The 13395-nt window shown below is 47.0% G+C and carries 10 protein-coding genes; all 10 read left to right on the top strand.

What is annotated here, in order from left to right; translation table 11 throughout:
- Positions 1-146: 146 nt before the first annotated feature.
- The 10 genes from tssB (at position 147) to tssH (ending at position 13341) form a co-directional block, all read left to right on the top strand.
- The gene (gene tssB, locus WG89_RS03310) at positions 147-665 is read left to right on the top strand and encodes a type VI secretion system contractile sheath small subunit (protein WP_062261224.1); all 519 of its coding nucleotides are present in this window, start codon (positions 147-149) and stop codon (positions 663-665) included.
- Positions 665-2158 (top strand): type VI secretion system contractile sheath large subunit, encoded by a 1494-nt coding sequence (tssC, locus tag WG89_RS03315; RefSeq protein ID WP_062261227.1) that lies wholly within the window; start codon positions 665-667, stop codon positions 2156-2158. Before tssB ends, tssC (WG89_RS03315) begins: the two co-directional genes overlap by 1 nt.
- A gap of 119 nt (positions 2159-2277) precedes the next feature.
- The gene (gene tssC / locus WG89_RS03320; protein WP_216638428.1) at positions 2278-3795 is read left to right on the top strand and encodes a type VI secretion system contractile sheath large subunit; all 1518 of its coding nucleotides are present in this window, start codon (positions 2278-2280) and stop codon (positions 3793-3795) included.
- Positions 3796-3810: 15 nt separating this feature from the next.
- Positions 3811-4290 (top strand): type VI secretion system baseplate subunit TssE, encoded by a 480-nt coding sequence (tssE, locus tag WG89_RS03325; protein WP_062261230.1) that lies wholly within the window; start codon positions 3811-3813, stop codon positions 4288-4290.
- A 21-nt stretch (positions 4291-4311) separates the two neighbouring features.
- The gene (gene tssF / locus WG89_RS03330) at positions 4312-6144 is read left to right on the top strand and encodes a type VI secretion system baseplate subunit TssF (RefSeq protein WP_062261232.1); all 1833 of its coding nucleotides are present in this window, start codon (positions 4312-4314) and stop codon (positions 6142-6144) included.
- Positions 6145-6153: 9 nt separating this feature from the next.
- A complete protein-coding gene (gene tssG, locus WG89_RS03335) occupies positions 6154-7260 on the top strand; it encodes a type VI secretion system baseplate subunit TssG (protein ID WP_062261235.1) in 1107 nt (368 codons plus the stop codon).
- 95 nt (positions 7261-7355) lie between these two features.
- Positions 7356-8561, top strand: coding sequence for a hypothetical protein (locus WG89_RS03340; RefSeq protein WP_062261238.1), 1206 nt, complete (start codon positions 7356-7358; stop codon positions 8559-8561).
- Entirely contained in the window at positions 8555-9379 is an 825-nt protein-coding gene (locus WG89_RS03345; RefSeq protein ID WP_062261242.1) for a hypothetical protein, read from the top strand. The genes WG89_RS03340 and WG89_RS03345 overlap by 7 nt, the downstream gene beginning before the upstream one ends.
- A 215-nt stretch (positions 9380-9594) precedes the next feature.
- Positions 9595-10359, top strand: a complete 765-nt coding sequence (locus WG89_RS03350; RefSeq protein ID WP_062261245.1) for a hypothetical protein — start codon at positions 9595-9597, stop codon at positions 10357-10359.
- Between the two features lie 222 nt (positions 10360-10581).
- On the top strand, positions 10582-13341 hold the full coding sequence (gene tssH, locus WG89_RS03355; RefSeq protein ID WP_079253631.1) for a type VI secretion system ATPase TssH: 2760 nt from the start codon (positions 10582-10584) through the stop codon (positions 13339-13341).
- Positions 13342-13395: the final 54 nt, after the last annotated feature.

The following is a 13395-nucleotide window of genomic DNA, read 5'->3' on the forward strand; positions in this document are numbered from 1 at the left end:
ATTGTCCATTAGAGAAATCGTGTTTCATCACTACTGCTGAAACACTCAACAACAAAAACAGCGTGAGTAAAGGAAGGTTTTTTCATCCTCATTGAATATGAAAAAGAAGATGAGAAAAAATTTCATTATAAAAAAGGGAGATGATCATGTCTGACAGTATCCACGACAAACTCAAGCGGGTTCGTAAACCCCGCGTCCACATTACTTATGACGTTGAAACAAACGGCGCAGAAGTAGTGAAGGAACTGCCTTTTGTGGCCGGTGTTATGGGGGATTACTCCGGCGATAACACCGAAGGCAAGAAGGCTATGAAAGAGCGGAAGTTTGTCCAGATCGATCGTGACAACTTCAATCAGGTCATGGGGAAAGTAAACCCCAAGCTTAATCTCAAAGTCCCCAATACACTGGCAGATGACAACAGTGAAATGGCGGTTGATCTGGATTTCAACTCCATGGATGACTTTGATCCTGAAAAACTGGTTCAGCAGATTGAGCCCCTCAAAGAGCTGATGGCTGCACGCAGCAAGCTCAGGGATCTGATGAGTAAAGCAGATCGCTCTGAAGACCTGGAAGAAATTCTGGAAAGTATTCTCAAGAACACTGATGAAATTACCAAGATCTCAGAGGAACTGGGAATTGGTGGCAAGGACGAGGGAGATGCCTGATGAGCACAGAAACTGATGAAGCGGTATTAGAAGCAGCAGAAGCCCAGGAAGATTCCCTTAGTCTGCTGGAACAGGCCATTGGTGCTACCAAGCAGACTGAGCGCGATGATGCCAAAGACCTTCTTGAGAACCTTACCAAACAGGTTCTGGACGGAACCGTCAGCTGGGATCGCAACCTGACCAAAACCATCAACTCTGCAGTTGATGCTATTGATGCGGCCATCTCCAAGCAGCTGTCTGCCATCATGCATAATGAGAAATTCCAGAAGCTGGAAGGCTCCTGGCGCGGTCTTAATCACCTGGTCATGAACAGTGAAACCAGTGCCAACCTGAAGCTGCGTATGCTGAATGTCAGCAAGCGTGAGCTGTTCAAGGACCTGGACAAGGCCGTTGAATTTGACCAGAGCCAGACCTTCAAGAAAATCTACGAAGAAGAATTTGGTATTGCCGGTGGTGAACCCTATGCCTGCATCATTGGTGACTATGAGTTCACCAGCCACCCGGAAGACATTGACCTGTTAAGTAATATGTCTAACGTGGCAGCAGCCGGTTTCTGTCCCTTCGTTTCTGCCGCTGGCTCGGAAATGTTCGGCTTTGATGACTACACCGAACTGTCCAAGCCCAGGGATCTGGCCAAGATCTTTGAATCCCAGGAATACATCAAGTGGCGCAGCTTCCGCGACAGCGCGGATTCCCGCTTCGTAAACCTGGTAATGCCAAGGGTTCTGTCCCGTCTGCCCTACGGTGCCAACTCCAAAACCGTTGAAGCCTTCAACTATGAAGAGTTCCCGCTGGATGAAAGCGGCATGGCCAAGGATGTTGAACACGATCAGTACACCTGGATGAATGCTGCCTATGTGATGGGAACAACCCTGACCCAGTCATTCGCAGAGAATGGCTGGTGTACAGCCATTCGTGGTGCTGAAGGCGGTGGTAAAGTTGAAGGTCTGCCCAGCCACGTATTCAAGAGTGACGATGGCGACACCGACCAGAAATGCCCAACCGAAATCGGCATTACTGACCGCCGTGAAGCAGAACTCAGCGGCCAGGGCTTCCTGCCTCTGTGTCACTACAAGAATACCGATTACTCCGTATTCTTTGGTGCCCAGACCACCCAGAAGCCCAAGGTTTATGATAACCCTGATGCCACAGCGAATGCTTCCATCTCCGCACGTCTGCCTTACATCATGGCCACCGGTCGTATCGCTCATTACCTGAAAGTAATGGGTCGTGACAAGATTGGTTCCTTCATGGAAGCCAAAGATGTTGAGCGCTGGCTGAACCAGTGGATTGCCCAGTACACCAACGGCAACCCTGATGCTTCTGCAGAAATGAAAGCCCGCTACCCACTGGCCGAAGCCCGTGTGGAAGTTAAAGAGAACCCTGGTGCCCCGGGTTCATACAGTGCTGTCGCCTATCTGCGTCCATGGCTGCAAATGGAAGAACTGACCACCTCCTTGCGGATGGTAGCCAACATTCCTTCTGCTGGCTAAGACTCTGTTAACAGACAGGTCATCAACTCTGCCATTCCCGTCCTGCGGGAATGGCTTTCACTTTCAAGCACAACGTATAACAAGCATCTAATTTCCGACGTTTTAATCAGGAAGCAATTGTGTCTGAAGATCTGGCTACTCTGGAAAAAAAACAACAGCAGACTGAGCCGCCGTCAGTATCAGAGCGTATTCAAGCCAGACAGACGAGAACGGACTCACTGAAACGATTTCTGCAAGAGCCGGATGAACATCGGGCCCTTTTTATCTGGCTGACCGAACTCAGCCCAACCTCGAATCAACGCCAATACGATCAGCTACAGGATTTTATCAGCAGCCAGATTGCAGCCATCGATGAAAAAATCAACGCCCTGCTGAATTCTGTTCTTCATCACCCCAGGTTTCAGCAGCTTGAGAGCAGCTGGCGAGGTTTATGGACGCTGGTCGATCAATCTGGTCAGGCTCGCATGACCCGTGTCCGACTGCTCGATATCAGCTGGCGCGAAGTCAGCAAGGATATTGAAAGAGCTCCGGATATCACCCAGACCAGTCTTTTCCGGCTGATTTATAACGAAGAATTTGGTATGGCCGGCGGTGAGCCCTATGGCGTTCTGTTGGGTGACTACCAGGTAGCCCACAGAGCTTACCCGGGCCACCCACACGACGATATAACAACACTTCAGGGGCTTTCACAAATAGCAGCGGCGGCCTTTGCACCCTTTGTCTGTGGAGCTGCACCTCAACTTTTTGGCCTTGATAGCTTTGATGAATTAGGCCTGCCTCTTAACATCGCGAATCTTTTTCAGCAGCAGGAATACATTCGCTGGCAATCCCTGAGACAGAGTGAAGACAGCCGATTTCTTGCCATTACATTACCTGAAGTGCTCTGTCGTGAGCCCTGGGACAAGACCCTTTCGGATGCCATTAATTTCACCGAAAATTCCCGGGAGGAAGGCTTATCCGGCTATCTATGGGCCAATGCCTGTTACGCCTTTGGTTGCAACCTGCTGCGAGAGTTCGGCGATGTTGGCTGGTTTGCCCATATTAAAGGGGTCCCAAGAGACTATCTGGGTGGAGGGCTGGTCACAAGCTATCAATCTCAGGATTATCAAACGGACAGCCCGGGTACCGTTCATAAAATTCTGACTCCGGTACTGATCACCGATACCGTTGAAAGAGAATTATCGGATCTGGGTCTGATTGCCCTCAGTCATTGTCATGATACGCCCTACGCGGCTTTCCATAGTTGCCCTTCGCTGCACTTGTCGAAAAAATACAAGAGCAAATCGGCCACCGCCAACGACCGTATCAGTGGCATGTTACAGCAGGTTTTATCCGCCTCACGCTTTGCCCACTATATCAAGATCATGATTCGTGAGAAGGTTGGACAATTCATTACCGCCAAGGAGTGTGAACGATACCTTCAGGAATGGCTGAATAAATACTGCACCGGTCGGGAAGATCTTAAATGGGAAATGCTGGCTCGATACCCTTTGCGTGAAGCCAGAGTAGAAGTCAGGGAGCAACCGGGAAGTGCCGGTGCTTATCACAGTACGATTTATCTTCGCCCGCATTACAGTGCAGATCATCTGGTTTCAGAATTGCGACTGACCACCGAGCTCAGCAGTGGTCACAGTTAAAACGGATATTTAACGATGTATACCCATAATAACGATAAAAAATTGATGGCACCGGTTCTGGATCGACTTCTGGAACCTTCCAGTGACCGCTCCAAACAGAATTTTCTGGAACTTCGCCAGTTGCGGGAAAGCGTACGTAGAGACCTTGAGTACCTGCTTAATACTCGCTTCTGTGTCATCTCTCCCCCTACTGAGTTGACTGAGGTTAGAAAGGCTTTGCCCAATTATGGTTTGCCTGATCTCTCAACCATTAATCTGAATTCATCAGAAGCCCTGAACCAGTTTTGTCGCCAGGTAGAAAGAACCATTCTTCACTACGAACCTCGCATACGAACGGTAAAAGTGGAAAGTAAAACAGCCATTGATCCAGAAGATCCAACAGTGCGCTTTCGAATGGAAGCTATTCTCCATGCGACAGCGGCCCAGGAACTGTTGATTTTTGACTCGGCACTGGACCCGGTGAACCAGAGCATTGATATCCTGGAAATGCAGTAAGCGTCAGCAAGGAAACACAAAATGAGTGATAAATTACTCCCTCTGTACGAAAAAGAACTGGCGTTTATCCAACAATCCGCTGGCGAATTTGCCCAGCGACATCCTGCCATTGCCGGAGCCCTTCAGCTCGACACCAATACAGTGGATGACCCTCTGGTTGCCAAGCTTTTATCGGGCGTGGCTTACATGAATGCCCGAATTCAGCAGAAACTGGATGATGAGTTTCCCGAGCTGACGGAAGCCATGCTGGAAACCCTGTATCCACATTATTTGCGACCGATTCCATCCATGACCATTGTCCAGTTTGAGCCTGAACCCTTGCTGGATGCTCCGGCCAGCGTTCCTTCAGGGAGCTGGCTTGATACGGATCAACATACGGGTAACAGCTGTCGTTTTACTACTTGCTATGACGCCAGAGTGCCTGCAGTTGCCGTAAAAACAGCCAACCTGATGCCCAGACCTTTTATTGCCCCGGGCTCTAACAAAGTGACCGACGCCAATGCCGTCATTAAACTGGAATTTCAGGCCCTGGCCGAAGAAGCGGCTATTGAAGAAGTTATAGACGACACTCAGCGCTTTTTCCTCAGGGGACAACCTCAACATGTATACCCTCTCTACGATTTACTACTGACCCGCACAGTCAAACTGGTTCTGGCTCGAAGTGATGATGACCCCAATCCGGTTTATCTTGATAGTCACCATATTAATGCCGTGGGCTTTGAGGAAGATGAAGGCCTGATCCCTTATCCTGACAATGCCTTTCTGGGCTATCGTCTGCTTACCGAGTTTTTTGTCTTTCCGGAAAAGTTCCTGTTCCTGGACATATCAGGGTTTAAGCAAGCTCTACAAGGAAATGTCTCACAGAAGTTCAATCTTTATATTTATCTGGAAGAGAGTCATGAAGAACTTGAGCATCAACTTTCTGCCAGTATGTTCGCATTGGGTTGCACTCCAGCGATCAACCTGTTCCCCATGCGTGCCGAGCCCATTTCGCTGAACAACACCGAATACGAGTACCCTATTACCCCTGACATTCGTCGTAAGGGTGAACTGGAAACCTGGTCTATAGAAAAGGTCGCCTGCACTGACAATGAGGGCACAAAAAGGGAATTCACGCCTTTTTACAGCTACCGGCATCATCAGGCAGAAGCCGGTCAAACGGCTTTCTGGAGTCCGCGACGTAACGAAGTGGTGGAAGGTGAACACTTTAATGAGCAGGCCAGTGAATGCTCTATTCGTCTAGTTGACCTGGAGATGAACCCTTTTCATGCCAGAAACAGTGTGCTTCATCTGGATCTGATGTGTACTAACAGGAATCAACCCAGAAAGTTGCCTACTGGAGGTGGCCAACCTCTGTTTTCCATTGTTGATGGTGATGCTCCTGCGGCAAGAATCAGCTCAATAACCCCTCCAACCACAGTAGTGAGACCACCACTCAAAGATGGTGCTTTCTGGCGTTTGATTTCACACCTTAACCTGAATCACCTGTCATTGAGTCGAGGGACAGACTCCTGTGAAGCCTTCAAGGAAATCCTGCGTCTTTATAATTTCAAAGACTCCGCCAGTACTCGTAATCTGATTGAAGCCCTCAGAACTATGAACACCCGGGCAATAACCGCTCCTATCTCGATAGACAATACAGTAGTGCTTTGTCGTGGCACGGAGGTGGAATTACAGCTTGATTCCATGATGCTGACGGGCACCAGTCCCCTGCTCTTCAGCTCGGTGATCGAACGATTCCTGGGAGTTTACTGCACGATTAACTCTTTTGTTCGACTGATCGTAACCCTCAGTGGGAAAGACGGCGAGTTCAAACGCTGGCCACCGAGAGCCGGTGAAAAGGCTTTGTTATGAGGATGAGCTATGAGCAGTGAAAAAAGCCTTTACGACCGTTTGAAAAACAACCCTCAACAGTTTGATTTTTTTCAGGCTGTACGCATGCTTGAACTCATCAGCCAGACGGATCGAGCCCGGGAAGAAAACTACGCCAGCCAACCTGTGGCAGAGCTGGCACCACCTCACAGGGAACTGGTTAGATTTACTGCTTCCCATAGCTTTGGCTTTGCTGCTTCAGACATTACCCGTCTGAAACTGAAAGAGCAGGAGAATGTACAGGATCCCGCTTCACGACATCAGTGGTCTATGGAAGTGACCTTCATGGGTCTGATCGGTTCTCAGGGTGTTCTTCCCCATCATGTAGGTGAGACTGTTCTCAAAGAACTGAAAATGCGGAATCGGGGATTGCGGGATTTTCTGGATATTTTCCATCACCGTACCCTCTCCCTGTTCTATAGAGCCTGGAGAAAGTATCAGCTCCCAGCCAATTTTGAACGCAACAAACTGGAGTCACTGGAGCGGGAAACCCTGACACCCGTAAATGACGCCTACAGTCTGGCATTGAAATCTCTGGCAGGTATTGGTACCGACAAAGTCCAGAATCGCACAACAGTTCCTGATGATATTGTTGCCGGCCTTGGAGGCCTTCTGGGCAGGACAACACCTACTGCCAGCGCTCTTAAAAGCTGCATACTGCATCATTTTGGTCTGAAAGCCAGTATTGAGCAGTTTATAGGCGACTGGTATCAGATACCCGATGACCTTCAAACCCAACTGCCCGGTAAAGTAAATCGTTATCAGGGAGTTAACAATGTGCTTGGTCAAAACATGGTGCTGGGTGCACAAAGCTGGCAGATTCAAAGCCGCTTTCGGGTTGTTCTGGAACCCATGAGTTACCGTCAGTATATGACCATCATGCCCGGTACCCGAAAACTCGATTCTATGAAAGCATTGATTCGAATGATGGCCGGTGCAGAACTGGATTTTGAAATTTTCATTCAGGTCATGGAAAAAGATCTGCCCGCTCTGCAATTAGGACAGCGTGCAGACTATTACCCGAGACTGGGATTGAATAGTCGTTTGCAGGCGGATGGAAGAAGTGAAGAACTCATAACCGTTACAGTCGAAGGCTGAAAGTTTTGTAAAATTGCTGTCCTTTTCATACTACATACACAGAATAACGTTATTGCTATGGAAGCTTGATTAACAGTTGAAGTTAAAGGAATAAAATGACTGTTCTAAAAACAACGCACAATACAATAATTGCTGGAAAATACTGTGGCAAACCTGTCTATTGCACACCTAATGCCAATGATATCTATCAAAACCTGCTGAAACTTGCCAGGGCAGGTCAACACTGGGCCAGGGTAACTGTAGAAGGTGTTCAATCACTGGCTTCCGGCAGACTTCACCAGAAAAATATCTTCGTTCAACCTAATCACCTAGCTCATGGTGGAACTGAAGAATTCGTGATGATTCTTCCTGGCTGCAAGGTCACAGTAGAGAAACTCCCTAATGATGAGTTTAAGATTCTTCATTTTGATGCGGATTTAAACTTTTCTGAGTTACAGTCAGAAGCCGCACGTCCAGGACTCTATAAAGCATGGAAGGAGAGAGAACACTGGAACACAGAACTTCTTGATAGCGGAAAAATCAAAACTGAGAAAAAACGTATAGTTGCCATCTCAGATAAAGGCTTTTCTTCACCTGATAAATCAGCTACTGACGTCGCAGAATATCTAGCAGAGGTGCCTTTTACTGGAGGAAGCTTTAACGTTGACTCCGACGGCTTCGATTTACACTTCACTTCTGGCAGTAAAAAGATTGGAGGCCTTCTTAATTATAAAGAAGCAATTAAGCCCACAGATAATAGCTCATTGAATGAGTCAGCTTACCTTCTTGCTAAAAGCATGTATGATGCAAGAGATATAGAGCGAGTCCAATGGATATCAACATTTGGTGGTTCTGCAGTTCTGACTCAAGCTATGCAAATGCTCTCTGATAGAAATATAAAGCTCAAAAATCATACTGCTTTTCTTTATCGACCAACCACTTCTCCAAACTTTGCTGTAAAACTTGCCCACAAGCTTGAAATGCAACTTGACCGGAAGTTTACTATAACCAAATCTCTGGATGTAATTGGCAACCGGGATCAGCTTGAGCTAATAGCAAACAGAGTAATGTCCGAACATGATAACTATAAACTGAAAAATGCCCCATGGGATGTTGCAGCTTATTCCACCAAGCTACAAGGAGCCAGTACTACATTGTTAACTATTGCTGGTGTATCTACTATTGGAATAGCTAACCCTCAAGCAATAGCATTTGTTGGTGCTGTAGGTGCAGCAGCTGGCCTAGGAAAACTCGGCTCAAATCTATCTGAAAATTGGGTACCCCGACTCCACAAAAAAGCCAGGAAGATGTTAGGATGCTGAGCAGTATAAAGTACTCAAAACTAAGACTAAGAGATGTTGATCAACCTGTAAGTCCTAAAGGGCCGGAAGCCTCAACCTACAAGACTCTTAGAATAGACTTAGCAGGTAATATCCTGGAAATGATAATGCCCAGGCATAATCCTCCCAGCTCGTCTCACTCTCAAGTTTCTCCAACCACTTATAAAATAATGCAATTTGGGAGCAGAACATTCAGTACAGACTCTATGCCTGATCAAAGCTGGATGTATAAAACGCTCCTTCATAGAGTGTGGAGTTTCTACGGCCCATGGTTTACGGGCATATTAGGTGATGTTTCCTGTTCAATAAGCATATTAGAAGAATCAGATCAAAAGACTGGAACATCTTATTTTCACCCAAAGGTTTTCGAATACTCTATTTACAAGTACCTAACTTCTCTCTATGAAAATAAAACAGGAAGCAACATTGTTGAAGCTCCCGTAAAGTGGGAAGTTTTGAAGACATTACCTGTCCCTTCGGCATCCTTCTACGTATTACCAACTAGAAAAGTATCAGGGGTAATTAAGAAGGTTATTTTTCCGATCTCTGATCAACACTTGGTAGAGATTCATTTTCGCTTCAGCCGCTCAATGTGGGACCGATACCATGAACTTCATAACCTCATTGATCCTGAACCAATGTATCAATCAGTAAAGACGATTATTTCAAGTTTGGATCTGAGACTTTCTTCTGACTCAAAAAAACAGCTAGATGAAATCAAAGTTAGTTCTTCAGAAATTTTGGTAACTGACACATTCCCTCCTATAAATTGGTCATCAGCAAGACCTGCTATAACATAATGCTTTTATTTTATAGGAGCAGATACACTAGCCATTCACTCTAATCTAGGCTCCTAACAGCCAAGCGATAGGGCGAGCCTATCGCTGCAGCTCTTACAATCATTTAAAGATTATTATCTCAAAATTGACTACCCAACCAGTCAGAATATTTTTCCTGCAAGTTTCAAATAGTCTTCTACTATGGTCAGAGGTTCAAACTGATCGGGCATTCAAAAATGATCAAAATTGATAGAAAAAGCAGCCATGTTTTTACTCTGCTTATTGTATTGATCAGCCAGCTTCCTTTCGATTTGACTCACGCAGCTTCACCTCATAATTCATTGGATCACTGCCATCAAACCATGGGCCGCTACGAAGAATATATCTGTGCTTTTTATCGAACCCAACAGCACAATGCTACTGAAGCTTTGTGGGGAGCCCTGCTAATACCAGAATACAGTGTACTGAATGCAAGAGATGAAATCATAAATGCTGGCAACTACTTTACCAGTGATAGGTACTGGGTAACTCTCTATGCCTTTTACCCTTCAGATATTACAACGGGAATCCCCCAAAAGTTCTCAGCGGCCTGCACTGACTTTTCCACCCGCTTATATTCTATCGTCCGATCACCTGTTCAAGCCTATTTAGTGCAATATGCCCATCATCACCTTTCGTTCTATCCTCAATCACCACTCAGCCCAGGGCTAACACCAGAGAGAGTGGGTCAATACGATACTGATCTGAAGAGTGAATATCCCGGTAAGCAGATTCTTTCAATTGAAGATTCAACCAGTTGCCACTTTGTCACTGCAACTGGAACACGTCAAAATGTCTTGATGAGATGCTGGTATTTTGCAGAAACCGAATCAGAACAAAGAACTGAAGCAAGTGAACCAAGCAGCCGTGATACAAATATTAAGGATCAAGTACTGAAACAAGGAAGAATACACCAGACAGATACTCACTTAACTCAAAGTAATAAATTCATGATTCATTGATACCAGACAGACTGCTTGCGAATTAAAGAAAGTAACTTTGGATATCTGTAAGATATTATCGATTTACACTCAACTTTTTAATGATTGTAAATCCTATGAATTTTCGTAACTGAGCTAACAACCCGCTACCAACTCATAGCAACATCTGGCAAGCTAGTAGTCACACGGTTTAACCATCGCCACCAAGGCAGAAAAAGAACAAGAAAAGGACGAAAAAACAAGATGATATCTCATAACCTTAAGGCTCTGGTGGACAAGATGTCTCCTGCCCTGCGGGATGCGCTGGAAGGAGCAGCGGGTCTTTGTCTTGCTCATAACCAGTACAATGTTGAACTGGAACACTGGCTACTTAAATTACTGGATCGCAGCGACACTGATTTTTACAGCTTGTTAGAGCTGCATGAAGTGAATCCATCGAACCTGGCAAAACAACTGGCTGCTTCCATTGCCAAATTCAAAAATGGTAGCAGTCGTCCCGCCGCACTGTCTCCTTCTATCGTTGAAGGTGCCAAAAATGCCTGGATGGTCGCCTCTGTTGATTGTGGCCATGGACAGATCACTTCTGGCCACCTCCTCGCCGCACTGTTGCTGGACGATCAATCCAGAAGACAGCTTTTGGAAAGCCTGCCAGTACTTAAAGATGTCGCACCCGAATCGATCAGGGAAACTGCCAGAGCGCGTGTTGGCACCACAGCAGAGTCAGCATCAACATTTTCAACGGGTACAGAATCCGGCTCTAGTTCTCCTGATGCGTCAGCCAAACCCACCAAAACACCTTCTCTGGACAAATACACCATTAATCTGACCGAGAGAGCAGCTAATGGAGAAATTGATCCAGTTCTGGGTCGGGATGAAGAGATCAGGCAGTGTATCGATATCCTTCTCAGAAGACGTCAGAACAACCCGATTCTGACCGGTGAAGCCGGTGTTGGTAAAACGGCAGTGGTTGAAGGATTTGCTTTGCGAATTGCCAGTAAAGATGTACCGGATCCGTTGAAAGGGGTTGTGGTTAGGACACTGGATCTCGGTCTTCTTCAGGCGGGCGCCAGTGTTAAAGGCGAGTTTGAGAATCGTCTGAAATCAGTCATCGAAGAAGTAAAAGCCTCCCCTACCCCTATTATCATGTTTATTGATGAAGCTCATACACTGATTGGTGCTGGCGGTAAGGAAGGTCAAGGCGATGCCGCTAACCTTCTGAAACCGGCTCTGGCGCGTGGTGAACTCAGAACCATTGCAGCCACCACATGGGCAGAATACAAGAAATATTTCGAACGCGATCCGGCACTAACCCGCCGCTTCCAGGTGGTCAAAGTAGAAGAACCCGATGAAGAAAAAGCCATCGATATGATGCGCGGGATTTCTTCCTCTCTGAACAACCACCATAAAGTCAGAATTCTGGACGAAGCCATAGTCGCTTCAGTAGTGCTTTCCCATCGTTATATTCCAGGACGTCAACTTCCGGATAAATCCGTCAGTCTGCTGGATACAGCCTGTGCAAGGGTAGCTCTGAGCCAGACAGCAACACCGGCAGCTATTGAAGATGCTCAACGCAGAATTCAGCGTGCCGAAACCACAATGTCGATGCTAGAGCGTGAACAGGCAGCCCAGGAGATTCACACTGACAGGCTGGCAGCGCTGCAGGATGAGAAAGACAACGCTACTGAGGAGCTTGCTTCTTTGCAGGCTCAGTGGCAAAAAGAGCTGGAACTGACCGGCAAGATCAGGGACATTCTTGAGCAGATTGATAGTAACTTCCTGGCCAGTCAGCCTGCGCCAGAAGTTGAAGAAACGGAAGTTTCCGAAAAAACAGAAGCAGAGTCTACTGAAGCCAGTTCAGAATCAGAAGATGGGACTGAAGAGAAGTCAGAAGAAACGCTTTCTGATCAAGACATGGCTGAACTCCGTGAGCAACTGCAAAAACTTACTGCAGACCTGAAAGACATTCAGGGTGAACAACCCTTGATGCAAGCCAGCGTCGATGAACAGGCCGTAGCTGAAGTAGTAGCTAACTGGACCGGTATTCCTGTCGGCAAGATGGTCAGTGACGAGATCAATGCGATTCGTGAACTGGCTGATCGCATGAAGACCCGGGTTATTGGTCAGGACCATGCCATGGAAGCGGTAGCTCAGGCCATCAAAACCTCCCGTGCAGGCCTTACTGATCCACGCAAACCTGTTGGGGTTTTCCTGTTTGTCGGCACCAGTGGTGTGGGTAAAACAGAAACAGCTCTGACACTGGCTGACCAGCTCTATGGCGGTGAGCAGAATATCACTGTCATCAATATGTCCGAGTTCAAGGAAGAGCATAAAGTCTCCATGCTCCTGGGTTCACCTCCCGGATACGTTGGGTACGGAGAAGGTGGTGTTCTGACGGAAGCCGCTCGCAGAAAGCCGCACTCCATAATCCTGCTGGATGAAATGGAAAAAGCTCATCCTGGCGTACAGGACATTTTCTACAACCTGTTCGATAAAGGCACCATCAAGGATGGCGAAGGTCGTGATATTGACTTCAAGAACTGCGTCATCATCATGACTTCCAACGCGGGTGAAGATGCTATTCGAGCCATCTTTAACCAGGTTGAGGAAAAGCCGGAGCCTGAAGTTCTGCTGGATAATATTCGTCCGCATCTGTTACAAAGCTTTAAGCCAGCATTCCTGGGTCGTACGAATTTGATCGCTTACTACCCTCTGGATGATGAGAACCTGATGAAGATTTCGGCCATCAATATGCGTCGAATCGAGAAACGGGTTACCGAGCATTACGGAGCCGATTTCAGTTACGATGAAGAAGTCCTGCTGCACATCGTTGCCCGTTGTCAGGAGTCCGATACCGGCGCCAGAAATATCGAAAACATCCTGACACGCTCTGTTCTTCCTGAACTAGCCAGTGTCTGCCTGGCACGTATGGCGGAAGATCAACCCATTTCCAGAGTGCATATTGGCGTAAATGAAGAAGGTGAGTTCGATTATCAATTGAGCTAAAACCCTGCAGGAAGGGCTGAATCTCAGCCCTTCCCTATTCCACATGACATTCTC

It is taken from the genome of Endozoicomonas arenosclerae (assembly GCF_001562015.1).
Taxonomy (GTDB): Bacteria; Pseudomonadota; Gammaproteobacteria; order Pseudomonadales; family Endozoicomonadaceae; genus Endozoicomonas_A; species Endozoicomonas_A arenosclerae.

What these genes read in the sequence shown, in the direction of transcription:
- tssB (WP_062261224.1), top strand. Translation starts at nt 147, where the DNA reads ATGTCTGACAGTATCCACGACAAACTCAAGCGGGTTCGTAAACCCCGC.
- tssC (WP_062261227.1), top strand. Translation starts at nt 665, where the DNA reads ATGAGCACAGAAACTGATGAAGCGGTATTAGAAGCAGCAGAAGCCCAG.
- tssE (WP_062261230.1), top strand. Translation starts at nt 3,811, where the DNA reads ATGTATACCCATAATAACGATAAAAAATTGATGGCACCGGTTCTGGAT.
- tssF (WP_062261232.1), top strand. Translation starts at nt 4,312, where the DNA reads ATGAGTGATAAATTACTCCCTCTGTACGAAAAAGAACTGGCGTTTATC.
- tssG (WP_062261235.1), top strand. Translation starts at nt 6,154, where the DNA reads ATGAGCAGTGAAAAAAGCCTTTACGACCGTTTGAAAAACAACCCTCAA.
- WG89_RS03340 (WP_062261238.1), top strand. Translation starts at nt 7,356, where the DNA reads ATGACTGTTCTAAAAACAACGCACAATACAATAATTGCTGGAAAATAC.
- WG89_RS03345 (WP_062261242.1), top strand. Translation starts at nt 8,555, where the DNA reads ATGCTGAGCAGTATAAAGTACTCAAAACTAAGACTAAGAGATGTTGAT.
- WG89_RS03350 (WP_062261245.1), top strand. Translation starts at nt 9,595, where the DNA reads ATGATCAAAATTGATAGAAAAAGCAGCCATGTTTTTACTCTGCTTATT.
- tssH (WP_079253631.1), top strand. Translation starts at nt 10,582, where the DNA reads ATGATATCTCATAACCTTAAGGCTCTGGTGGACAAGATGTCTCCTGCC.